The 23987-nt window shown below is 58.3% G+C and carries 21 protein-coding genes and 2 pseudogenes; 10 read left to right on the forward strand and 13 right to left on the reverse strand.

Annotated features, from left to right (window positions below; all coding sequences use genetic code 11):
* Nucleotides 1-6: 6 nt before the first annotated feature.
* The 4 genes from HQ843_RS26890 to HQ843_RS26905 form a co-directional block, all read right to left on the reverse strand.
* Complete coding sequence (locus HQ843_RS26890; RefSeq protein WP_180902686.1) at nucleotides 7-1068, reverse strand: ABC transporter ATP-binding protein; 1062 nt, start codon at nucleotides 1066-1068, stop codon at nucleotides 7-9.
* 22 nt (nucleotides 1069-1090) lie between these two features.
* On the reverse strand, nucleotides 1091-1978 hold the full coding sequence (locus HQ843_RS26895) for a carbohydrate ABC transporter permease (protein WP_180902685.1): 888 nt from the start codon (nucleotides 1976-1978) through the stop codon (nucleotides 1091-1093).
* Complete coding sequence (locus HQ843_RS26900; protein WP_180902684.1) at nucleotides 1978-2880, reverse strand: carbohydrate ABC transporter permease; 903 nt, start codon at nucleotides 2878-2880, stop codon at nucleotides 1978-1980. Before HQ843_RS26900 ends, HQ843_RS26895 begins: the two co-directional genes overlap by 1 nt.
* A 70-nt stretch (nucleotides 2881-2950) precedes the next feature.
* Entirely contained in the window at nucleotides 2951-4258 is a 1308-nt protein-coding gene (locus HQ843_RS26905; protein WP_180902683.1) for an ABC transporter substrate-binding protein, read from the reverse strand.
* Between the two features lie 309 nt (nucleotides 4259-4567).
* Between HQ843_RS26905 and HQ843_RS26910 the strand changes: the two genes are divergently transcribed.
* Nucleotides 4568-5350, forward strand: coding sequence for a phosphodiesterase (locus tag HQ843_RS26910; RefSeq protein WP_180902682.1), 783 nt, complete (start codon nucleotides 4568-4570; stop codon nucleotides 5348-5350).
* A 387-nt stretch (nucleotides 5351-5737) separates the two neighbouring features.
* Here HQ843_RS26910 and HQ843_RS26915 read toward each other — a convergent pair whose 3' ends face one another.
* From HQ843_RS26915 to HQ843_RS26940, 6 genes and pseudogenes are all read right to left on the reverse strand, one after another.
* Complete coding sequence (locus HQ843_RS26915) at nucleotides 5738-6757, reverse strand: ABC transporter ATP-binding protein (protein ID WP_180902681.1); 1020 nt, start codon at nucleotides 6755-6757, stop codon at nucleotides 5738-5740.
* Entirely contained in the window at nucleotides 6754-7755 is a 1002-nt protein-coding gene (locus HQ843_RS26920) for an oligopeptide/dipeptide ABC transporter ATP-binding protein (RefSeq protein WP_180902680.1), read from the reverse strand. The genes HQ843_RS26915 and HQ843_RS26920 overlap by 4 nt, the downstream gene beginning before the upstream one ends.
* Nucleotide 7756: 1 nt before the next feature.
* Entirely contained in the window at nucleotides 7757-8683 is a 927-nt protein-coding gene (locus tag HQ843_RS26925) for an ABC transporter permease subunit (protein ID WP_180902679.1), read from the reverse strand.
* Nucleotides 8684-8686: 3 nt separating this feature from the next.
* Nucleotides 8687-9613 (reverse strand): oligopeptide ABC transporter permease OppB, encoded by a 927-nt coding sequence (oppB, locus tag HQ843_RS26930; RefSeq protein ID WP_180902678.1) that lies wholly within the window; start codon nucleotides 9611-9613, stop codon nucleotides 8687-8689.
* Between the two features lie 143 nt (nucleotides 9614-9756).
* A complete protein-coding gene (locus HQ843_RS26935) occupies nucleotides 9757-11364 on the reverse strand; it encodes a peptide ABC transporter substrate-binding protein (protein WP_180902677.1) in 1608 nt (535 codons plus the stop codon).
* A gap of 740 nt (nucleotides 11365-12104) precedes the next feature.
* Nucleotides 12105-12509: pseudogene (locus HQ843_RS26940) on the reverse strand (multicopper oxidase domain-containing protein); the annotation flags it as partial.
* A gap of 91 nt (nucleotides 12510-12600) precedes the next feature.
* On the opposite strand from HQ843_RS26940, the gene HQ843_RS26945 reads away from it, so the two are divergent.
* From HQ843_RS26945 to HQ843_RS26955, 4 genes are all read left to right on the forward strand, one after another.
* Nucleotides 12601-13206, forward strand: coding sequence for an IS1096 element passenger TnpR family protein (locus tag HQ843_RS26945; protein WP_210280286.1), 606 nt, complete (start codon nucleotides 12601-12603; stop codon nucleotides 13204-13206).
* 258 nt (nucleotides 13207-13464) lie between these two features.
* Nucleotides 13465-13698 carry a hypothetical protein gene (locus tag HQ843_RS30145; protein ID WP_371822230.1) on the forward strand — a complete coding sequence of 78 codons (234 nt, stop codon included), beginning with the start codon at nucleotides 13465-13467 and terminating at the stop codon, nucleotides 13696-13698.
* Nucleotides 13699-13749: 51 nt separating this feature from the next.
* Nucleotides 13750-14154, forward strand: a complete 405-nt coding sequence (locus tag HQ843_RS30150; RefSeq protein WP_371822229.1) for a linear amide C-N hydrolase — start codon at nucleotides 13750-13752, stop codon at nucleotides 14152-14154.
* Nucleotides 14155-14598: 444 nt separating this feature from the next.
* Nucleotides 14599-15381 carry a bestrophin-like domain gene (locus tag HQ843_RS26955; protein WP_246710481.1) on the forward strand — a complete coding sequence of 261 codons (783 nt, stop codon included), beginning with the start codon at nucleotides 14599-14601 and terminating at the stop codon, nucleotides 15379-15381.
* Nucleotides 15382-15503: 122 nt separating this feature from the next.
* On the opposite strand, the gene HQ843_RS26960 is transcribed toward HQ843_RS26955, so the two are convergent.
* Both HQ843_RS26960 and HQ843_RS26965 read right to left on the reverse strand, forming a co-directional pair.
* Nucleotides 15504-16982 (reverse strand): ATP-binding protein, encoded by a 1479-nt coding sequence (locus tag HQ843_RS26960; RefSeq protein ID WP_180902675.1) that lies wholly within the window; start codon nucleotides 16980-16982, stop codon nucleotides 15504-15506.
* Complete coding sequence (locus HQ843_RS26965; RefSeq protein ID WP_180902674.1) at nucleotides 16979-17701, reverse strand: response regulator; 723 nt, start codon at nucleotides 17699-17701, stop codon at nucleotides 16979-16981. The genes HQ843_RS26960 and HQ843_RS26965 overlap by 4 nt, the downstream gene beginning before the upstream one ends.
* 170 nt (nucleotides 17702-17871) lie before the next feature.
* Here HQ843_RS26965 and HQ843_RS26970 point away from each other — a divergent pair, with 170 nt between their 5' ends.
* The 5 genes and pseudogenes from HQ843_RS26970 to HQ843_RS26990 all read left to right on the forward strand — a co-directional run.
* Nucleotides 17872-18315, forward strand: a complete 444-nt coding sequence (locus HQ843_RS26970) for an EF-hand domain-containing protein (protein ID WP_180902673.1) — start codon at nucleotides 17872-17874, stop codon at nucleotides 18313-18315.
* 428 nt (nucleotides 18316-18743) lie between these two features.
* Entirely contained in the window at nucleotides 18744-19040 is a 297-nt protein-coding gene (locus tag HQ843_RS26975) for a hypothetical protein (RefSeq protein ID WP_180902672.1), read from the forward strand.
* Nucleotides 19034-19564 carry a DUF2065 family protein gene (locus tag HQ843_RS26980; RefSeq protein WP_180902671.1) on the forward strand — a complete coding sequence of 177 codons (531 nt, stop codon included), beginning with the start codon at nucleotides 19034-19036 and terminating at the stop codon, nucleotides 19562-19564. Before HQ843_RS26975 ends, HQ843_RS26980 begins: the two co-directional genes overlap by 7 nt.
* Entirely contained in the window at nucleotides 19561-20685 is a 1125-nt protein-coding gene (locus HQ843_RS26985; RefSeq protein WP_180902691.1) for an IS110 family RNA-guided transposase, read from the forward strand. Before HQ843_RS26980 ends, HQ843_RS26985 begins: the two co-directional genes overlap by 4 nt.
* A 460-nt stretch (nucleotides 20686-21145) precedes the next feature.
* A pseudogene (locus HQ843_RS26990) lies at nucleotides 21146-21767 on the forward strand (TniB family NTP-binding protein); the annotation flags it as partial.
* A gap of 176 nt (nucleotides 21768-21943) precedes the next feature.
* On the opposite strand, the gene HQ843_RS26995 reads toward HQ843_RS26990, so the two are convergent.
* A complete protein-coding gene (locus HQ843_RS26995; RefSeq protein ID WP_180902670.1) occupies nucleotides 21944-23938 on the reverse strand; it encodes a CocE/NonD family hydrolase in 1995 nt (664 codons plus the stop codon).
* Nucleotides 23939-23987 lie beyond the last annotated feature (49 nt).

Genomic DNA, 23987 nt, shown 5'->3' on the forward strand with positions numbered 1-23987 from the left:
CCCCCATCAGGCCTGCGGCCAAATAGCATGGCCGGAAGCGGCATCGAACACCCGCATCCGGGCGAGATCGAAGTCGACACCGACATCATCGCCGATTTCCGGTGCTCCCATGACCGGGCTCTTGATGACAACGTGGTGTTCGCCAAGCGCCACCTCGACCAGCGCTTCGGCACCAATCAGTTCTGTCCGTTCCACGCGCCCGCGGGCCATTCCGTGCTGGGTGATTGTCATCTCCTCCGGACGAATGCCGATGATGATGTCGTTCGGCAGATCGTTTCCAATCGCGATTTCCTGAATGAATGCATTGTGACCGATCTTGCCGGCAGAGGACTTGCACGGGATCAGTCCCATTTCGGGCGAGCCGATAAAGGTCGCAACGAAGGTGTTGGCAGGCTTCATGTAAAGTTCCATCGGCGCGCCAACCTGCTGAAGACGGCCCTTCGACATCATCGCAACGCGCGTTCCAAGCGTCATCGCCTCGATCTGATCGTGCGTCACATAGATAACGGTCAGTCCCAGTTCGGTATGGAGGCGCTTCAACTCGGCACGCATGCGGTTGCGCAGCTTTGCGTCGAGATTGGAGAGCGGTTCATCAAACAGGAACACCTTGGGCTTTCGGACAAGCGCCCGGCCGATAGCAACGCGCTGCCGCTCGCCGCCCGAAAGCTCCTTCGGTCGCCGGTCGAGCAGATCGGTGATATGCAGGATTTCAGCTGCCTCGTGAATGCGGGTGTTGATTTCCGGCTTTGTCAGTCGCGTCGTCTTCATCAGGCCAAAAGCCATGTTGCGATAGGCCGTCATGTGCGGATAGAGCGCGTAGCTCTGGAACACCATGGCGATGTCGCGTTTCTGCGGCGAAACATCGGTCACGTCGCGCCCGTCGATCACCAGCTGGCCCGTGGTAATGTCTTCAAGTCCAGCAATCATCCTGAGCGTGGTCGACTTGCCGCAGCCCGATGGCCCGACCATCACCATGAATTCCTTGTCTTCAATCGTCAGATTGATGTCATGCACAGTCCGGCTCTTGCCATAGGATTTGCTGACATTGTCCAGCTGAACAGTGGCCATGTTTTATCTCCGAATTGCAGCGTCACTTGACGCCGGTATGCATGAAGCTGTCGATGAAGCGCCGCTGGAAGATCACGAACAGCACCAGAAGCGGCGATACCACAATGGTGGTGCCGGCCATCAGCCGCGGCCAGTCGGCGCCGCTGTCTGCCTTGGCGAGCAGGCCAAGCCCGATCGGCAAGGTGCGGATATCTTCCGAATTGGTAACCAGAAGCGGCCACATGTAATCGTTCCAGTGGGTCACGACCGAGATGATGCCGAAGGCGATCAGCGTCGGCTGCACCAGCGGCAGATAGACATGCCACAGGATCTCAAGGTGATTGCAGCCATCAAGCCGTGCTGCATCGGAGAGTTCCGAAGGAACCTGACGGAAACTCTGGCGCAGCATGAATGTGCCATAACCGGATGCAACGAAGGGCACGATCATCGCCGGGATGGTATTGACCAGTCCCATTTCCCTTAGCGTCACGAAATTGGTGAGAAAGATCGCATAGATCGGAAACATCACCTGCAGCAGAAACAGCGTGAACAGGACGTTCTTGCCGGGAAAGTTCAGCCGCGCAAAAGCATAGGCCGCAAGCGTGATCGTCACGAGCTGGGCAGCCAGAATTGAACTGGTGACGATGATCGAGTTCACCAGGTACTTCCCGAAAGGCGCAACCGAAAGCGTGCTCGGATAGTTCGAGAAATTGGGTGTCGCGGGAAAGAAGCCGGCAGCTGGGTCGAACACTTCCGCGCTTGTTTTCAGCGAGGTAACCGCAATCCAGATCAGTGGGCAAAGCCAGAGAAACGCGAGTGGCAGCATGATGAGATGCAGCCATTGGCCTTTCAGCGCTCGCCGCCAGCCGGAGCGGCGAGCAGCAGCCGGAGCGGAGGCAATATCGGGCGTCACAGATGTGTCGAGGACCATTACCGTTCTCCGAGGTAGTGGACGCGGCGTCCAAGTGTCAGGGAAACCAGGCCGATAAGTCCAAGTACGAAGATGAGAAGCGCATTCGCCAGAGCCGAAGCGTAGCCGATATCCTGATACTGGAACCCGTTCTGATAGATATAGAAGGTCAGCACATTGGTGCTGTCGGCGGGGCCGCCCTGGGTCATCACATAGACATAGTCGAAGATCTGATAGCTATGCAGCGTACCGATGATGATGACGAAATAGAGCGTCGGCGAGATCATCGGGATTGTGATGTGGATGAGCCGGTCCCAGGCGCTTATGCCATCAAGCTTGGCCGCCTCGTGCAGATCCGAGGGCACGAGCTTCAGGGCCGCCAGCAGGATCAGCATGAAATAGCCGGAATATTTCCAGATGCTCATGATCACGATGGCCGGAAGCGCCCATTTGCTGTCATAGAGCCAGTCAAGACGCGGCAGGCCAAGCCCGGTCAACGCCTCGTTGATGGGACCGTAACCCGGCGCATACAGAAAGACCCAGACCATGCCCGCCGCGACCGAGGGGATCATCACTGGATAGAAGAAAGCAGACCGGTAGATCGCCATGCCGCGCAACTTGCTGTCAAGCGCGACAGCCAGAAGCAGTGCTGCGGCAATCGAAAGCGGAACGGAGGTGAGCGTGTAGAAAGCGGTGTTCCCGAGAACCTTCCAGAAAAGCCGGTCGTTGAGAAGTCTCAGATAGTTTTCCGCGCCGAGCCAGTAGATGTCCGGATCGCCGAGCAAGACATCATGCAGGCTGAACCAGATCGAGCGCACGATCGGCCAATAGGTGAATGCCGCAAGGAATACCAGAGAGGGAAGCAGCAGGGCATAGGCCAGCAGCATTTCCTTTCTCTGTGTGCGAGCGAGGTTTTGAGACATGTGGCTATCCTGAAAGGGATGAAACAAGGGCGCGGACCACCTGGTCCGCGCCCTTCATTGCCAAAGTTTGTCAGCCGCGCTGCTGGCGACGCATGACGCGGGCAATCTCGCGGTTCACCTCGTCCGTGGCGCTGGCAAGTGCAGCTTCCACTTCGACTTCACCGGCAAGCGTGCGATCGATGGCGCTCTTCAGCACTTCGCGTGCCTTGGAATAGGCCGGAACCTGCAGGAATGCACCGGAATAGGCCGACTGCTCCATGGCAACCTTGGCCTGCGGAACCTCAACCAGATATTCCTGCATTTCAGGCATTTCCCAGGAGGATTTGCGCACGGCAAGGTAGCCCGTAGCGCGGCTCCATGCGGCCTGGTTTTCGGTGTTGGTCATCCAGCGCGCGAAGGTATAGGCGGCTTCCTTCTGGGCGTCCGACTGGTTCTTGGCGATCATGATCGGTCCGCCACCCTGCGAAGCGCCCCAGGTCTTCCGCTTCGGCATGAAGGCCACGCCAACCTCGAACGGAGAGGAGGTGCGCAGGTTGGTCAGCGAGCCGGTGGAGTGGTAGAGCATCGCGGTCGAGCCGGCCATGAAGTCGTTGGCGGAGCCCTGCCATGTCGAAGCAGGCGCCATGCAGCCGGCATCAACCATGGTTTTCCAGAATGCGAGCGCCTCGACAGATTCCGGGCGATCCCACAGAACCTTGTCCTGCTCCCAAGGAACCAGGCCGTTCTGACGGCAATAACCCTCAAACATCCAGTCGTGCCAGCCGCCGCCGATGATCAGGCCCCAGCGTTTCAGCTCGTCGCCATCGCGAACCGTCAGAGCTTTGGCTGTTTCGAAAAGCTGGTCCCAGGTCTGCGGCGCTTCGGGAATGCCGACTTCTGCAAAGGCATCCTTGTTGTAATAGAGGACCGGCGTCGAAGGCTGGAAGGAAAGCCCGTAGAGACGGTCATCGGAAATCGCGGTGCCAAGAAAACCGCCGATGAAATCGTCGTAGATATCGTCGGACTTGGCCTGCTCGGTAATGTCCTCGAGTGCATCAAGGCCCAGGAATGTCTGCAGCGAGGAGTTGATCGGGAGCCACAGTGAGGGTGGTTCGCCGACACCGAGCGACGTAATAACCTTCTGTTCGGTGTTGTCGTAGCTACCGGCGTAGATCGCCTCGACGACGATCCCGTCATGGGTCGCGTTGAACTCGTCTATCATGCCCGAAATGATCGTGTTGATATCGCCCGAAACACCGACGGGATACATGAACTGAAGCTTCACCGTCTCGGCGGCGTGCGCAGGCATGAGCACGTGCGGCATCATGCTGACGAAGGGGGTGGCAAGGCCGCCAGCCAACAGACCGCGTCTGGAAATGTTGAATTTTGTGGCTTTCATTCTAATTTTTCTCCTGAAATGTGGATTTAATGCAAGCACTACGAGCTTAATTTCCAACCTGACGGCTGCAGATTTGCCGCTGATCTAACGAATATGCCTCATTTTTATCAGTTTTATGAAGGAAATAAAGTAAACGATGGCTAAGTAAGCCATGAAGCCGCATTTCGTAAAATGAGTGTTTTGAGGTTTTATAATTAGAGATATCACATTTTGATGTCGGCGTGCGCTTCGGATCGACGTCGCAGCATGCTAGGATCGGCGCGGTTTCGTCGCGCCATATCTCCGCAGTGTTTTGAAAAGGAACGGTTTATGCTGATAGCTCAGATCACCGACAGTCACCTTCTGCTTGGCGACGGAAAGCTTGCCGGGCGCTTCGATACGAAGGCGTCGTTCGACCGACTGATGGCCAACCTTGCAAAGCAGCTCGTTCAGCCCGACATCGTTCTTTTTTCCGGGGACCTTGGTGAGGACGCAACGCTCGAGGAGTATCAATATGTCGGCGCGGCACTCAGCAAACTCGGATTGACCGTTCTGGCCGTGCCGGGAAACCATGATGCCCGCGCGCCAATGCGTGAGGCACTTGCCGATTTTGTCGGGAATACGGACTCAGGTCATCTTTGCTTGTGTGACAGCCGCTTCCCGATCACCATCATTGGTCTGGATACGCTGGTCGAAGGTGCGCCGCACGGAGAGCTCTGCCAAGCCCGGCTCAACTGGCTTGAGGACGCACTTGCGCGTCAACGACAAAACGACGTTCTGATTTTCATGCATCATCCGCCGCTGACCACTGGTCTGCGCGATATGGATTCCATGGGGTTGCTTGAAGGGCGGGAGCGCCTTGCACGTCTGGTCGAAGCGCATGGAAAGGTCAGGGGTATTCTGTGCGGGCACATGCATCGGGCGATCATCGGTTCCTGCGGCGGCGCCCCCGTTTTCGTGTCACCCTCGTCATCGCACCAGATCACCTTCGATCTGCGTGATAACCAGCCATACAGCTTCTCAGACGAACCCGCACAATTTGCCATGCACCTCATCGAGCCGGGTACGCCGATGCTCTCGCATGTCGTGCCTGTTCTGTATCAACGCCCCTGAGACGGGTGGGATTTCAAAAAATCGGAAACAAGAGAGATGTGGCTCAAGTAGCTTGTATTGTCGTCTCTCATTGTCGACCGTGTGCAGGGCCTGGGAAATCCAGCATTGAATCGTAAGGGGCCTGTCGCAAATGTCGCGAATTTTCGGGCTTAACCGTATGTTGACCATAGGCATGGAATTTGCCGCTCCGAAAGTTGCGCAGCGAGCCCATGATTCTGAATATAGTCCATGGCCCGTCTCCTATGCATGAGGCTCTGTGTGAGGTTAACTTACGCAACCCTCGATACCTGCATAGTGTGAGACGGGTCACCCGGTCCCAAGGCGAACATTTAGTCTAGGTAAACCGGCTCGTCCTTCCTTTCCGGATATCACAGGTGGTAAACTTGATCATGCGTGCACAGCCTCTATCTCAGGCCCGGGGTGGTGGCAGGCGAAACTGTGTTGAGGTCCTTTGTCCGGATCAGTGCGGAGAGCCGGGATCTCTTCGGCGCAGATTGCCGTCGCCCGGGGACAACGAGTGCGGAAAACGCAGCCCGATGGCGGATTGAGGGGGCTCGGCAGGTCGCCTTCAAGCGGCAGTGCCTTCTTTTTGCGCTCGATCTCGGGATCGGGAATCGGCACGGCAGAAAGCAGGGCCTGTGTATAGGGATGTTGAGGCGAGGCATAAAGCTCATCACTCGGCGCCACTTCCATCACACGCCCGAGATAAAGCACCATGACCCGCGTCGAGATGTGCTTGACCACCGACAGGTCGTGGGCAATGAACATCAGCGCAAGGCCCAGCTCACGTTGCAATTCCATCAGCAGGTTGATGACCTGGGCCTGGATCGACACATCAAGCGCCGAGACCGGCTCGTCGCATATAATCAGCTTCGGACGGACGATCAGCGCGCGAGCGATGCCGATACGCTGGCACTGGCCGCCGGAAAACTCATGCGGATAACGGTTGATCTGGTTGGGCAGAAGACCCACGCGGCTCATCATTTCCTGAACCCGTGCTCGAACCTCTTCTTTTGCCATTCCCTTCTGATGAGTGATCAGTGGCTCCGCGATGATATCGCCGACCTTCATTCGCGGGTTGAGGCTTGCCAGAGGGTCCTGAAAGATCATCTGGATATCTCTGCGGTAAAGCAGCATTTCGCGCGGAGAAAGCTCCAGCAGATTCGTCTCTCCGTTCCAGAGCGCCGAGCCGGTTGCCGGGACCATGCGGATCATCGCGCGCGCCAACGTCGACTTGCCGCAACCGGATTCTCCGACAACGCCCAGTGTCTCGCCCGGACGAAGTTCGAAGCTGACGCCATTGACAGCATGCAGTGACAGCGGCTTGTGCCAGGGCATACCGCCCGGGCGGTAAATATCAAAGGTGACGCGGACGTCTTCCGCCTTCAGCAGAACATCACTCGTCATTGCACGTCTCCTCTGGCTTCCGCGTCGCCGCCGGTTACCTCGACAATCGGCCTGTTGCAGGCGCGCAGCCGGCCCGGCGCGAACTCTGTCAAAGGTTCGAGATGTTCAAGACAGTCCTCGCCGGCGAAATCGCAACGCGGCGCGAACGGACAGCCCTGCTGCAGGCGGGCCATATTGGGCGGATTACCGGGAATGGACCGCAGCATTTCGTCATTGCGGTCAACGCGTGGAATGGAGCCGATAAGCCCGCGCGTGTACGGATGCGTTGCGTCCTTGAACAGTGTGTCGACCGGGCCTTTTTCCATGACCTGCCCGCCATACATCACCATCGCCCGTTCGGCCGCACCTGCGACCACACCGAGGTCGTGGGTGATGAGAATGAGAGCCATGCCGAATTCGCGCTGAAGCTCGGAAAGCAGCCGCATGATCTGGGCCTGAACAGTCACGTCAAGCGCCGTGGTCGGCTCATCGGCTATCAATACTTCGGGGCGACAGAGCAGCGCCATGGCGATCATCACCCGCTGGCGCATGCCGCCTGAGAACTCGTGCGGATAGAGACTGATCCGCGAATTCGCGTCGGGAATACGCACGGCATCAAGCATGCGCACGCTTTCCGCGATCGCGGAGCGCTTCGACATGCCCTTGTGAAGCTGAAGCACTTCCGCCATCTGCTCGGAAACCCGCATATAGGGATTCAGCGAGGTCATCGGATCCTGAAAAACGATTGCCATGCGGTTGGCGCGGATGGGATTGATCACCCTTGGCGGGGCATTGAGGATTTCGGTGCCATCGAAGCTCACCGAGCCGGAAGCGACGCCATTGGAGGCAAGCAGACCCATTATTGCGAAAACCGTCTGGCTTTTGCCCGAACCGCTTTCACCGACGATTGCCAACGTTTCGCCGCGATCGAGCCTGAAGTCTACGCCGCGCACGGCGTAGACGGGACCGGAATTTGTGGTGAACCGGATATCCAGTTTGGAAACGTCGAGAAGCGTCATGTCAGCGATCCTTCGGGTCTAGCGCATCGCGCAGGCCGTCGCCCAGAAAGAAGAACGAGAACAATGTGACGATGAAGAAGAAAAGCGGGAAGACGAGCTGCCAGAGCGTGCCGTAATTCATCGTTGCTGCGCCTTCGGAAATCAGCGCGCCAAGACTGGTCAGCGGCTCCTGGACACCGAGGCCGAGGAAAGAAATGAAGCTTTCCGACAGAATCATGCCCGGGACCAGAAGCGTCGCGTAGACAATGACCACGCCCAGAAGATTGGGAACGATATGACGGCGGATGATCGTCCCTGACGCCACCCCCGTCGCCCGCGCTGCCTCAACATACTCACGACCTTTCAGCGAAAGGGTCTGGCCGCGCACGATGCGGCTCATATCAAGCCATGACAAAAGCCCGATACCGACAAAAAGCAACACGATCGAACGGCCGAACATGACCAGCAGCAGGATGAGCACGAACATGTAGGGAATGGCGAGCAGGATATCGACGGTCCGCATCATGAGATTATCGATCCGGCCACCGAGAAACCCAGACGCCGCGCCATAAATCGTGCCGACGACGACCGCAATCGAGGCGCCGATAAGGCCGACGGTCAGCGAGATCTGCGTGCCGAGCACCGTACGGGCGAAAAGATCACGGCCGAGATCATCCGTGCCAAAATAGTGACCGTTGGCGAAGGAGGGCGCTCCGTCATGCACAATGTCGCCCATCACCATGAAATCGATCTCGTCAATCGGCCAGCGGGAAATCCAAGGGCCGAAAACGGCAAAAGCCATGACGAAGATCAGCAGACAGAGCCCGATAACCGCCTGTCTGTTCTTGAAGAACCGCACCCGGGCGTCGGCCCAGGGCGAGCGCCCCTTCTCGGCCTCGTCAGCCATGGCCTCCGAAAGGCTTTCCATTTTCTGTCTTTCGATCAGCATGGCTCAATACCTGATTTTCGGGTCGATCCACGCGTACAGGATATCGACAAAGAGATTGAAGGCGATGGTGAGCGTGCCGAGCAGGATGGTAATACCCATCATCACGGCGTAGTCACGGTTAAGCGCCGATTCGACAAAGAATTTCCCGATGCCGCCCGTTGAAAAATACATGTCGATCACCACCGAGCCGGTGATCATCCCGACAAAGGCGGGACCGAGATAGGAAATGACCGGCAGCAGCGACGGCTTCAGCGCATGTCTCATCACCACACGGCGCATCGGCAAGCCCTTGGCCTTCGCCGTGCGGATATGATTGGAGTTGAGGACTTCCAGCATTGAGGAGCGGGTGATGCGGGCCAGAGACGCCATATAGGATGTCGAAAGCGCAATCACCGGCATCACCATATAGGCAGGATGGCCAAGGCCTTCCCAGCCACCGCCGGGCAGCCAGCGCAACCAAAGTGTAAATACCAGAACAAGGATCGGGGCCATGACGAAGTTCGGTAGAACCTGTGCGCCAACCGAAATGCCGACGGCCAGGCTGTCCAGCCATGTGTTGTGCCGCACAGCGGCAATCACGCCCAATGTCACCCCGACCAACACCGCGACGATGGCCGACAGCAGGCCATAGGTGAGGGTCACGGGGAATCCCTGCGATATGATCGAGTTCACCGTCTGGTCAGGATAGACGAATGACGGTCCAAAATCGAACCGCGAGACGATGCCCCAGATGTAATCGAAAAGCTGTTTCCACAGAGGCTGGTCGAGACCATATTTCGCATTGATGTTCGCAAGCACCTGCGGCGGCAAGGCGCGTTCGGACGAAAATGGGCCGCCGGGCGCGGCATGCATGAGGAAAAAGGAAAAGACGATCAGCAGCAGGATCGTCGGAATCGCCACAAACAGGCGCTTTATGATGTAACCAGTCATGTTCGGCCAGGCTCAGCCTTGTGCTCCAGTCCTTCACCCGGGCCCAAGAGGACAGAGGCTTTCTGGGTCGGGACAAATCGAACGATGCGGCCTCACCGGAGGCTGCGGCAAACGCCGCCGCCCCCGAGAGCCGGTTTCAGACCTCAGTTGGCAACGCGATAGAGATCTTTCGCGTACCAGTTCTGCAGCACGTTTTGGACCGGCAGACCCTTCAGGTCGGCGGGAACCATCACCGGAGTCGAATAGAAATAGATCGGCGCCAGCGGCATTTCCTCCGCCAGAATCTGCTCGGCCTTGTCGTAGTCGGTCGACGGGCTGTCGGCCGTCAGCGATGCCTTCATCGCTGCATCGTAGTCGGGATCTGAAAAACCGCCATAATTCATGCCGCCGGAGCGGAAATAGTCGAGATAGGTCGATGCTTCGTCATAATCGCCGCACCAGGCGTAGCGGCCGATGTCGAATTCCTTGTTTTTCAGATGGTCGAGATAGACCTTCCACTCTGTATTGTTGAGCGTGACATTGACGCCGATCGCCTTCCAGAACTGCTGTGCAGCGATCGCGATCTTCTTGTGGTCGTCGGAGGTGTTATAGGAAAGCGTCAGTTCCAGCGGGTTGCTTTTGTCATAGCCCGCTTCCTTCAAAAGCTCGATTGCCTTTTCGTTGCGCTCGGCCTGTGTCCACTCGGAATAGTCGGTCACCGGCGGCTTAAAGTCGGCCGTCGCATAGTAGGTCCAGCTATAGGCAGGTTTCTGGCCGCCGCGGGTAATGTTGTCGACGATGATATCGCGGTTCAGCGCATAGGAAAGCGCCTTGCGCACACGCACATCCTTCAGCGCTTCCGGGCCCTTTTCGGAAACGTTGAACAGATAAGCATAGGTGCAGGATCTCGGCACGGCATGGGTCTGATCCGGATATTCTTCCTTCAAACGCGGGAACTGGCCGGAAGGCAGCTCAATACGGTCCAGCTCACCGGCAAGATAACGCGTCAGCGCTGCGTTCTTGTCGTTGATCGCCTGGAAATGGATGGTTTCGATGACGGTGTTGTCGTTGTCCCAGTAGTTCTCGTTGCGCTCGAGGGTCAGATCCTGGCCGAGCTTATCTTCAACAAGCTTGTAGGCGCCGTTGCCAACCATGTTTTCTGGCAGCGTCCACTGATCGCCAAACTCCTCAACCACGGCCCTATTGACCGGAAAGGTTGATGTGTGAGTCGTCATCTTGATGAAATAAGGGATCGGGCTATCTAGCGTGACCTCGAATGTGTGATCATCGACAGCCTTAACACCGAGTTCTGAAGGATCCACTTCGCCGGCGACGATCGCGGACGCGTTTTTCACATTCATCAGCTCTTCATACCAGGCATAGGTCGAACCGGTTGCCGGATCAGCAAGGCGCTGCCAGGCGAACACAAAATCCTCAGCCGTTACCGGCTCGCCGTTCGACCATTTAGCCTCGGGACGAAGGTGGAAGGTATAGACGGTCTGATCTTCGGAAACCTCGTAATCGGTAGCAACGCCCGGCACCAGCTCACCGGCATTATTCTGGTTATAAAGGCCCTCGAAGAGCTGCCGTGCCACATCCGAGCCTTCGGTCGCGCTGTTGAGCTGCGGATCTTTGGTCTTGATGGCATCGAGCAGCCAGTAGTTAAGGCTCTGATCGCCGGCCAGCGTTTCATCCGGCTGCGGGCTCGCAGCATAGGCTGGCGCAGCCAGCGCGAGCGCGAGGCAGGAGGAAAGCAGAAGGTTCTTTTTCATACGGATTGTCTCCCGGTTTGTGGAGCTTGCGGGGCAGTGCGTTTGCTGAAGAATAGTGTCTACTTTGGTTGTAGTTTGAACAGGAATTCCATGAAACAATAGGCCGCTCGTACCGCGCCATGCAAGAGAAAGTGACTTTTGTTCAGGGTTTCATCGTTCCTTGGCTATTGAGGCCTTTGAAAACACTCAAACATACAGCCGCACTCGCGCGAAGATTGAGAAGGGCTCGTTCCGCGCCGACAAGCTGTCCTGCCGCAATTTAGCGCCACTTTGGCGCGACACCGAGCGAGCCGCTTCAGATAAGCAGGTCGTCATCGGCGTAACCCTCGCCAACCCATGTTATCGAAAGCCCAGGTGCCAGCTATTTCCTCACAGAGGTGTTGGCCCTGTCTGTTTTCAAGAGATCTCCACCTGCCAGCAGGTGTCATGCATGGGGCGGAGAACGAGGTCTGCCGCGCTAAACGGCCCCATTTTTGTCATCCCACCGGGCCCAAATTCGTGTTCGGGTATTGGAACTTTATGCGGAAGAGTATCACAACCACAGGGTCGCCGTTCCATATCCTTTCTGGGCAACCGCTGCGGTCTGGATGCGGTCCGATACCGGAGGCAGCAGTGTGAATTTCACACAGTCCTATTTCGTCCGGGGTGGCATCGCAGCGCTTCCTTCCTTGCTGCTGCCCTTCTATTGATCATTCCACCCGCTTTGGCGTTCATGTGGAGCGCGACGGTTTTGACCCGCTTCAGATCGATCCTTCGTAGTCGACGTAAGCCATCATGCCGCTCGCCATGTGATAGAGGTGGTGGCAATGGAAGGGCCAGTGGCCGGGATTGTCGGCGACGAATGCGATATCGACCGTCGCCATCGGCGGCACATAGACAGTGTCGCGCAGTGCCCCGTCCATCGCCTTGCCATTGAGGCCGACGACCCGGAAGTGGTGGCCATGCAGATGCATAGGGTGACCCATCGTCGACATGTTGGTCATGGCGAGCCGGATGCGGTCGCCACGGCGCGCGCGCAACTGGTCTGCACCGTCGATCCGTCAGTCATAGCCGGACATGCTGCCGGTCCGTTCGCGCGCGCCTTCGCGAAGGGCGAGAACCGGAAAGGCGCCGCCCTCGGCCGGTACGTCGAGTACGATATCGAGAGCATGAGGAATTATGTGGCAGATGCCGGCGTTGGGTGAATGCGGTATGAGTGAGCGATGATTATCGCCCTACCCGCCGAGGCCTGCATTTTTGAAACCAGCCCGCAAGAAACGACATTCGCCAGCCGCAACAGGCAGCCCACCCACGCCGGATGAAACGCCCGCGGTCCTGCAATTCCGGGTCTGGCTGAAAGGTCTGAGCCCGATGGTCTGGCGCCGGGTGCAGGTGCCATCGACCATGACCTTGCGAAAGTTCCATGGCGTTCTCCAGGTCGCGATGGGTTGGGACGACATTCATCTGTATCAGTTCGTCGTGCACACGGTCTGCTACGGGTCATGGGAGCTGAGTGCCGAATCTGCCAACATCGTGCTCGGCGACCTGAAACTGCGCAAGGGCAGCCGGTTTTTGTACGAATACGACCTCAACATTCCCTGGGAGCATGAAATCCGGCTGGAAGACACGCCCACCCGGGTCAGCACACGGCCGGACAACTATGATGACCTCGCCGATCTGGTTTTGCGGCTTGTGCAGGGCTGGCCCGATCGCTGCCTCTGGGGCAGTGACTGGCCCCACGTGATGACGCCGCCGCCCGTGCCGCGTCTCGCGCCGATGCTCGATTTGCTGAAACGGGTTCTGCCGCAAGAAGGCCTCAGGGCGGTGCTGCAGGACAATCCCGCAGCGCTCTATCGGTTCTAAGCTGCAGTGACAACTTGAAGTTAGGAATTCCTTTCTCCGTGGAAGTACGAGTATTTGAATTCTATGCAGAAGGATGTCGTAGCGATAGGGCCGCCGGTTCATATTCCTTCAAGACCTTTGGGCCTAGGACAAGACGCTTGGGGTGTGTTTGTCGTCACTTAACCTTGACCGATCCACTTGCGACCATCCAAGCTGGTTCAGCCGGTTGTTTCCCTTGGGCTCAAAGGGTGACCGCTGTACGAAACTGGAGGGATGATTTTGAAAGCAAACAGATCGCTTTGGCGCAGCCTGACCCTGGCCGCCGCGCTTTCAGTGGCCGCGGCGCCAATCGCCGATGCCTGCACGCGTGTTGTCTATCATGGTCCGGAAGATCGCATTCTGACGGCGCGTTCCATGGACTGGAGCCTGCCGATGCTTTCCAACCTGTGGGTGTTCCCGCGCGGAATGGAGCGAAATGGCGAGGCGGGCGAGAATTCGCTGATCTGGACGTAAAAATATGGAAGCATGATTGTTTCCGGGTATGACTTCTCCACGGTGGATGGCATGAACGAAGCCGGCCTGGTGGCCAACATGCTCTGGCTGGTGGCCTCCGAATACCCCAAGAATGACGGGACAAACCCCGAAATGTCGCTGTCGATCTGGGCGCAGTATTTCCTGGACAATTACGGCAGCGTTGCTGAAGCGGTAGTCGATATCGAAGCCAATCCTTTCGACGCGGTGACCGCCGACGTTCCCGATCAGCCCGGACGACTGGCGAAGGTGCATCTGTCACTCTCGGACGCCAGCGGCGACAGCGCTATTCTGGAATGGCTGGATGGTGAACTGGTCATCCATCACGGCCCTGAATACCGCACCATGACGAACGATCCCCCGTACGACCAGCAGCTGGCGGTGAAAAGGTACTGGCAGGACGTCAACCCGCGTGAGGCGCTGCCTGGTGTAATCTGAAGTGCCCAGTCGGAGGCACTGGCTTCCGAAGCTGTCGAGGCGTCCGGAGCCGGAGCGATACTGTCAGTCGCATGGAGAATTTGTGGAACACACAGAGATAAAGCGCATGCAAAGAGATATTTTTTCAATGTGTTCTCCCCGGGTCCGGCAAACGCAAACCTGAAACCCGATTTCAATGACATTCTATCTTTTGTAAGCTGATGCCATCATAGGAGCTACATGCTCTTCAGCGGTTCCACAAAAACCGCAGACACGATCGAAGGCACGGCAACCGTTCTTCTCGCGCGTTCTGTTTAAAACGTAGACTACCGGTTCGGCATCGCCAAACGGGCCGGCTGTTTGTAACAGGGATCCGCAGCCGGCATTCAGTTCGCTGCTCATACCCGAGAGCGTCACTAATCAGAATTTTAACCGGGCGATTGTAGTCTCAGGAAAGCCTGATCCGTGTTTTCCCTGAAGTGGATTTCAATGTCGTATTTCCTGAACCTGGCACTGGTTCCCTCAATCCTGCTGTTTCTGGTCTTCGGTCTTGCCTTGTTCGTCATGACCTATTGGGTCCTGTGCCTTTTTGCCCGATATGCGCGCACTGATGCTCTCGTCATACCGCTGGGCGCATTCATTGGAACGATTGCGACTTCCTGGGCTCTGTCTCTCGGCTTTGTTGCTGCCGACATCTGGGCACTGCATGCAAAGGCCGATCAGGAACTCACCTCGGAACGATCCGCGATCAATCGACTGATCGGAAACGCTGAAGCCGAGGTCCTGAACAGGCCTGACCTTGAAGTAGCGATGGAGTTCTATCGCGAAAAGGTAATCTCGGACGAATGGGGAGCCAACGGAAACCTTCATCCAGCGGCTTCGGTCGAGCAGGCTCTTCAGAAAATACGTGTCATCATCATGGATATCGCCGAGGGCGATGCACCTGCTCCGATCATCAATCAGACCGTTTCCATTTTCAATGACCTGCAGGAAACACGCGATGTGCGCCTCGCCATCGCCAGCACGACCGTCAATCAGTATAAATGGTATATGCTGCTGACGCTGACGATCTTAACATCGATCACGATCGCGGTGACCCACGCAGACAGAACACGCGCGGGAAGTATCGCAATTTTCCTTTACGTGCTTGCAGCAACAACAAGCCTCTGGCTGCTGACGGTTCACGCAAGCCCCTATGCCGGTATCGAGACGATAGAGCCAAGCGGGCTGTATCTGAATTTAACCTGACGCTGGAAAGTACTTGGGCTCGCGTTCGGCTACTAGCAGTTTACGCGGATGAATATCATTTCGGCGGGGTCGACGGTTTGTATCCCATCAAGAGCCGATGCTGACCGTCAACACGGGCTGTGTCACTCGTAGATCCGGGTTCTGTTCTGATCATGCATCGGCAGTGTAACGGTCACCCTGAGCCCGCCTTCCGGGCGATTTTCAAGCGTTATGTCACCGCCATGGGCGAAGATCGTCGTCCGTGCGATGGCAAGTCCCAGACCGACGCCGCCTGTCTCACGTGAGCGCGATGTTTCAAGACGCACAAAGGGCTCGAAGACCTGTTCCATCTTGTCGCCGGGAATGCCCGGGCCCGTGTCGTCGATCCGGATGATGGCTTGTCCCTTCCCAGCGCTGGCTGAAATACTGGCTTCGTGACCGTAGCGGATGGCATTCTCGACGAGATTGCGCAGCGCCCTGCGCATCGCGGTTACCCTGAGCCGCAACCGGATATCGGCAATCGCGCCGGTATTGACGGTTCCACCGGTTTCCCGGCAATTCTCGGCAAGCAAGAGCAGGAAGCTTCGCAGTGACACGTCTTCAGCCTGCTCGCTCACGGTCGCGCCGCGGGAGAAGGAGAGCGTCGCTTCGACCATTTCACGCATTTCCTCGATTGTGGAAATCATCCGCTCGCGGGTTTCCTCGTCATCGACCATTTCGACGCGAACCCGCAAAGCTGTGAGCGGCGAGCGCAGGTCATGACTGAGCGCGCCGAGCAATTGAGTCCGTTCGCGCACGAAACGGTCGAGACGGGCCTGCATCTCGTTGAAGGACGCCGCGAGTTGATGCATCTCGACGGGTCCGCCAAGCGGCAGCAGCTCAACGTCTTCACCGCGCCCCAGTCGGTCAGCGGCATGACCAAGCCTTTTGAGCGGCCCGACCAGCCGGGCCAGCGCGAGCCACAAGACAGCGGCGAGCAGCGCGGCCGTGAGCGCAAAGGGCGCAGCCTCCTTCCACACCCATTGATAAGGTGGTTCGCGAAAGCGCGAGGTGACATTCAGCCATCTGCCACCGGTGAGCGCCACGGAGAGATTGAGTTCGACCGCGCTGACCGGTTCGCGGTTCGGCTGAGGATCGTTTCCCGGCTGACGCAAGTGCCGCATGCCGCCGCCTATTGTCGCTCCCCGTCCCTGACCGGGCCCGCTGCCCATCATCGCACCGCCGGACGGCGCGGGGGTTGGGGGAGCATCGCGAACCGTATTCAGCATGACGCGAACGGCCTCTGGGTCGCTATTGCCGAGGGCTGCCTGAATACGCTGGCTGATCCAGGAGGGCGCCGTGCCCTCGCCATCGGTAACAGAGGGGGTGTCAGAGACGGTGAATTGCACCAGCGTTGAACTGGCAGCGTTCAGAATATCGGGCCAGAGATCCTGCGGCGCATCTTCGAGCAGGCGCGCCGTATTGCCGGTCCGGTCCGCTGCCTCCAGTGTCAGCGCGGAACGCACGGCAAGCGCGCGCTGATCCACAAAGAGCCACAGCGTCAGCGCTTGCGCCAGAGCAAGTGCGATGACGATCAGAAGGATGATCTGTCCGCGCAATGTCTTTGGCAGCAGCGATCTCATGACAGGTGCTCGACGTCGACGGCAAGGCTGTAGCCACCGCCACGCACCGTGACGATAATCTCCGGTGCTGCCGGATCATGCTCGATCTTGCGCCGCAACCGGCTGATCTGGTTGTCGATTGTCCGATCAAAAACACTGGCGGCGCGCCCTGTCGTCGCGTCAAGAAGTTGTTCGCGACTCATAACGAAACGTGGCCGTGCCAGAAGCGTGGTCAAAATGCGGAAATCGGCGGTGGTCAGGCTTTCCTCCCGCCCGTCATCGGCAATCAGGCGCCGTGTATCGGTATCGAGTGTCCAGCCGGCGAAACGGAGTTTCTCGCCCGTTGGCGCGCCGGCGATCTTCGGATGGCGTTCCGATCGCCTCAAAATGGCGCGAATCCGCGCCAGAAGCTCGCGTGGATTGAATGGTTTCGGGAGATAATCATCGGCACCAACCTCCAGGCCGACGATCCGGTCCGTTTCCTCGCCAAGGGCTGTCAGCATCAGGATCGGAACCGAGCCTTCGGCGCTTAGCCGGCGACACACAGAGATGCCATCTTCGCCAGGCATCATCACATCCAGGACAATGAGATCAAACTGTCCGACACGCATTTTATCGTTCATCTCGGACGCGTCGCGCGCGGTCGTGGCGCGGAAGCCGTTGCGCTCCAGATAGCTGCGCACGGCGTCCCGGATTTCCCGGTGATCATCAACGATCAGAATATGTGGTTCCTTTGTCATGCTTACGTTTTAGCGCAACTTGAACAGAGACATGGAAAATTGTGTCGCGATTTGTATCAGAACGCCGTCTTGCGACAAATGGATACAATTGAGGGCCAAAACGGCATCGCTGTGCGACAGAAAGCCACCAGATTGAGGTCATCGGAACATCAAACAGAAGAGGTGATGTCATGAAACGCAATCTGATGCTGGCAACCAGTCTTGTAGCCGTCTTTCTTGGCGCAGCGGCAATCCCGTCGTTCGCACAGCAGGCCAACGGCAACGTCAACCCTCCGCGTTATGCTGCCGCGCAGCGCAACCCCGACTGGAACGGCTCGATGAAGGGCGGCCCCGGGCAGTTTGCCGGCCAGAACAATGTCGGCCCGCGCGGCGACAGAATGGCCATGCGTGGTTCGGGCATCATGGCTAGTTTCCAGCACTATGACGCCAATAGCGACGGTTTCATCTCGCCGGATGAATTTCAAACTTTTGTCGAGGAGACCGGGCGGCCCGTGATCGAAGGCCACTTTCAGTTCATGGATGCCAATGGTGATGGGAAGATTGCTGGCACGGAACTTCCCGGCCGGCCAATGCAGTTGCACCGCGGCATGGGCGGCCCGATCCAGCCGAACTGATCCCTGATCGGCTTCAAAGAGATAGCAAAGGCACCGGAGCAATCCGGCGCCTTTGATCGAATGGCTCGATACCTACCTTTGCCAGCCTCGCCTTCCCGCTGAGTTTGGTGCGGCCGAGACTGGCGATCTGGGTGTTCTTGGGCCTCACCGCTTATGGAGGTGTCATCGAACTGATCCAGCCGCACTTTGGGCACCAGGCAAAGTGGGACGATCTCATGGCCGACGGCATTGGCGCTGCGGCCGGCGCAATGGCCGCCCGCTATCTCGGCTCACGGTTGTTGCAATCGCGATGGAAGGACAGCAACCGGGATGAGGTAACAGACCCATAGGTACTGAAACCTGCAGATGTCCTCCGTCAAAGAGTGGTTGTGGAACTCACAGGATTTTCCGATTTTGCGTTGCAATGGCTTGGGCCAGGTCACTAGTGTATGAGCCATACTGGCGACACCACTCAGGACTCCGAGCTCCATCACGACGACAGACAAATTTGCTGCTGGGCCGTTCTGATGCCGAACAATCACTTGTCGATGGGCGGTTTTCATCCGGCTTTCTACGCATCGCGAACAGCCATCGTCTTGTGGGCACTGTGCCTGCTCGTTGCGGTGTTTTCCTTCGGAACAGTGGACCGCAACACACAGGCCCTGTCGGTCATCCTGTGTGGTCTCGCCGCTGGCATCGGGGCCGCCTTCCGGGTTTTCCCGGCGCCGCCGCGGGGTGGTTGCTGAATTGGTTCGTCTGGGTGTTTGTGGCTCTGCTATGTGTCATCGGGTTCCAACTGTTGCCGCTTCCCGGTCTGGCAGACCCGGCGTGGAGCGAGCTTGCCAAGTTCGGGATCTCGAAAACTGGAACAATTTCGGTGGCGCCGGCCGACACAGTCGAGGCGATCCTGCCGCTGGCTCTGCCTCGCCTGATGTTTCTGACGACCCTCATTCTGTTCCAGAGCGACGAAAGTGCTGTGCGGGTGTTCGGACTGGTTGCTGTTTCCAGCGGCGTGATCACGGTCCTCGCTCTGCTGCAGTTTCTGGTGACGCCAAACATGATCCTGTTGACCGAATTGCCCTTCAGGCGCGACGGTCTCAGTGCTTTTGTCATCAACAGGAACAACGCCGCACCATCATTGCTGGCCTCCTCACCAGCAATGATCTTGAGACCCCATGTCCCTGATCGGCATGGTGGCTCGCGTCGCAATATGTTGGCAACGAGGGTTAACTTTGCAGCCAGAGCCTCAAACATAGGAGACGATCCGTGACCGATGATACAGCACTTTACGTTGGTTTGGATGTGAGCAAAGAAAAAATAGCCATTGGCCTGGCGGAAGCTGGCCGCAAGGGAGAGGTGCGTTACTACGGCGAAATCGCCAACCGTGCTGATGCAGTGCGCAAATTTGTCGATAGGCTTGCAGGACGTCACGGACGCCTGTGCCTTTGCTATGAGGCTGGCCCGACAGGCTACGGACTGTATCGCCAACTTCGCGATCTTGGCCATGAATGCCTTGTCGTTGCACCATCGTTGGTTCCCACGCGTCCAGGGCTTCAGATCAAGACGGATCGCCGGGACGCTGTCGCGCTTGCCGCGTTGTTGCGTGCCGGTGAACTGTCGTCCATTTGGGTTCCCGACGAAACACATGAGGCCATGCGCGATCTTTGCCGGGCGCGGGAGGCGTCCGTCTCGGATCTACGGCGGGCACGCCAGCACCTGTTGTCGTTTCTGCTCCGGCACGGGCGGGTCTTCGAAGGCCGGTCTCACTGGACAAGGGCTCATCGAAACTGGTTGGCGACACAGCGCTTTGATCATCGCGCGCAGCAAATTGCCATGGAAGAATATATTCGTGCCATTGAGCAGATCGAGGAGCGGCGCGACCGGCTGACACGGCAAATGGTGGAGCTCTTGCAGGATTGGTCGCTTAACCCGATCGTCCAAGCGATCCAAGCCCTGCGTGGTGTCGCGCAGATCTCGGCGATGACATTGGTATCGGAGATCGGCGACTTTAGACGCTTCAGTAATCCGCGTCAGTTCATGGCCTGGCTGGGGCTGGTTCCCAAAGAGCATTCGACCGGTGCCAGCGTGTCGCGTGGGTCGATCACGAAGGCCGGCAACATCCGTGCGCGACGCATGCTGGTCGAAGGCGCCTGGACCTACAGACTGCCCGCGCGTGTAAACCAGGAAATCCTGAAGCGAACGGAGGGGCTGCCTGAAGCAATCAGAGCGATCGCCTGGAAAGCGCAAGTGCGGCTATGCCAGCGGTATCGGCGCATGCAAGCCAGCGGTCGCCCCACCAACATTGTCATCGTCGCCATCGCGCGCGAGCTTGCGGCTTTCGTCTGGGCTATTGCGACAACAGTTCCCATTCCCCCAACAAAGACAGCCTGACGAAGAGGCATCAACGCGAAGGAGAGAAAACAAGTTCAATTCCATCACGCTGCTTATTGCTGGGCGTGGCGGCCGGTCAGGGCAACCCTCGTTGTGATTCTGCGAGCCTGAAATGGCGACACGCGCTATGTGAGACAGAGGAAGGCCCGAGACGAACCACGGTCTTGCGGTATCCAACCCGCGCATCAGAGTCTGATCAACCGTCGTCTCAGCGCCGCCGCGCCCTGCAATAGGCAGCATATCCCCCCTCGTCGACGCTGAAAAAGCGACGCGAAATACCTATGCCAAAAATCTTGAAAACGGACATGAGAATCACAAGTCCCCAGCTCCCGCCAAGGGGGTTTGTCAGCAGTCTGAGCCAGCTTTAGCGGGCGGCTTCGTGTTTTTCCAGGAAACTCGCGTCGATCAGATGCTGCGCGTATTCATTATTGGCGCGACGACGGGCAATGGCGTCCGGTTCGACCGGCTGAGCGCCCTCCTCGACCATCCACGTGGCACCCGCATGCCCTCTGTCGCGATCTACGGCAACAGCGGTATGGGCAAGACCATGATCATGAAGCGATCGGCGTACAGGTGCTGGTGATCGACGAAGTGCACAACATTCTCGCCGGAACCTATCGCGAGCAGAGGATTGTCCTGAACACGCTGCGCTTCCTGAGTAGCCGCCTTCAGATCTCGCTTGTCTGCTTCGGGGTCAACGATGCGCGCGAAGCGATCGGCGGCGACGTCCAACTTGCACGCCGGTTCGAGCAGTTGACCTTGAGCAGGTGGGCGGCGAACGATCAGTTCGAGGCCCTTGTGGCGTCGATCCTGCGCAACACGCCGCTGCGTCGACCCTCGTGCTGACGGCGAAATCGATGCGGCGGGTTCTTCAGGTCACCGAGGGTATCACGGCGAATATCTTCCACATGATCAACAGCCTCGCTGTCGATGCCATCGTCGAACGTGCCGGTCCCGAAATGCTCCGGATGCTGAGCAGTCACATGATGGGCGAAAACAGGGCTCGATCCAACGATGCCGCCGAGACCATGCTGGTCCAAGCCGCAAAGTTCCGGACCACTTCACAAATGCACTTAATTTGAGAATCTACTCCTTCTATTCTCACGGCCAAATGCCCAACCCGAACAAAACCAACGCATTCTTACAATTAAGTGCCAAGCGACAACAGCCAACGAAGCCGTTTTGCAGCAGCCTGTCAGACCACGCCGCCGCCGCCGTGGCCGGTTCTTTGCCCTGCCGATATCAATGACCGGGCCGGCTACATGAAGTCGCGCGGGATGCGCTTTTCGAATGCCTTGGCAAAGATCTCCCGGTCGCCCTCGAATGCCGTCACGCTGGCGGCAATGATCCAGTCTTCCGCCGTGCAGCGCATCGCGGTCGTGGTTTTTGTCGTCACCGACCAGCCGTCGCGCTCGATCCGGATTTCCCAGCCGATATCGCCCGTCATCGACAGCGGGTCCTTCGGGTCGATCGACCAGTCCTCGTTGCGGATTTCCCGGGTGCGCAGTCCGTTTTCCGGATGCACTTCCAGCCCGGTATCCTCGTAGATGCGGTAATGGGTCAGGCCGCTCACCAGATTCCTTTCGACCGACCGGCGGGTTTCCTCCGGCAGCCGCATTTCATACTGCGGCAACGGATCGGGATTTTCCGGCTCGGCGACGGTGATGCGCTCATGTTGCCCCAGAAGCGGCAGGCAAAGGCGGATGCTGGCCGTATCGATCGTCAGTCCGGGCGCCTCTGGCGACGGCAGGATGGTCGGCCAGTAGCTTGTCGAAAATGCAAGCTTGATGCGGTGACCGGGCGCAAAACGGTAGCCCATGGCATCGAGCCGCATGGCAATACGGGTCTTGCGGCCATGTTCCATGGCCTCGGGTTCGGCGTTGCCGTTGCGATGGGCAAGGTTGAGAACACCGTAGCAGGCGCGGGTTTCCGTGCCGTCGGGATGGACATCGACGATGCGGACGGCGAGGTTTTCCCAGTCGCCCTGGCAGGCGACATCGACGGTGAGTTCCGGCGCGCCGAGATAGACGGCTTCCACGGCAAGCGGCGCGGTTTCGAAAACCAGCGCGCCGCCGTCATCGATGCGCTGGTCGCCGGCGATTTCCGCGTCGGGTTTCAACGTGAACCATTCGCCGCCGCTGATGCCGGTATCGAGCGGGGAACGCAGGTAGATATCGCCGGCGCCTTCGCTGGCGCCGGTCGCGTTGAGCGTACCGTCGGCGGCAACCGTCAGGGTCTCCGTCTGCGGCGGCTGCCAGTCCTGCCTGGCAATCCAGTAACCGGGATCATTTTCGCGCCTGAGCGCCGGACGCGGTCCGTCGAGAATATAGGCGCGCATCTGCGGCAGCTGTTCCGCGCCGTTGTCGGCGTCATCCAGCCAGCGTTTCCACCATGAAATGGCCTCAGTGTGGAAATCCATGCGCGGCTTCGGCCATGCGAAATGCGGATATTTGTGGATCCACGGGCCGATAATCGCCTTGCCCCGCTCATGCAGGCCCTCGATGGCCTTCAGCGGCGTGTTGCGATAGCCGTCCGCCCAGCCGGCGATAACCAGCGCCGGTACGGGGAAACCGTCAAAATCCTCGCAGATCGAGCCGTGTTTCCAGAAATCGTCGCGGCGCTGGTGCGCGAGCCATTCCTCCATGAAGAACGGCTCGCCTTCCAGCCGCTCCAGCCACATCGCCTTCCATTTGTCGCCGACCAGATCGATATCCGGCGAACGCGACTGATAGGCCAGCATCGTGCCGGCCCAGGAGAGTTGCGCGGAAAGATGCGTGCCGTTCTTGTAGTGAATATCGTCATTGTAACGGTCGACGGTGGAGGCGATCGAGATCACGGCTTTCAGCTGCGGCGGTTTGAGAGCGGCCACCTGCAGGCAGTTGAACCCGCCCCAGGAAATGCCCATCATGCCGACATTGCCGTTCGACCAGGGCTGGGCGGCAATCCATTCGAGGATTTCGCAGGCATCGGAAAGCTCGCGCGGGGTGTATTCGCCATCGATGACGCCGTCGGATTCGCCCGAGCCGCGGATATCGACCCTGACGCCGGCAATACCGGCCGCGGCGAACACCGGATAGGTGGATTCGTCGCGCGGGTCGGTTCCGCCGCGTTTGCGGTACGGCAGATATTCCAGCACGGTGGGAACCGGCGTGTCCGTCGCACTGTCCGGCATCCAGATTCGCGTTGCCAGACGGGTGCCGTCCTTGAGCGTGATCCACTGGTCTTCGGACGTCGAAAAACCTTGTTGCGCCATGGTTTTACCTTCTCGTATTCGGATTTTTTCGGGAGACGGGCGCGGGCCG

This window comes from Martelella sp. NC20 (assembly GCF_013459645.1).
Lineage (GTDB): Bacteria > Pseudomonadota > Alphaproteobacteria > Rhizobiales > Rhizobiaceae > Martelella.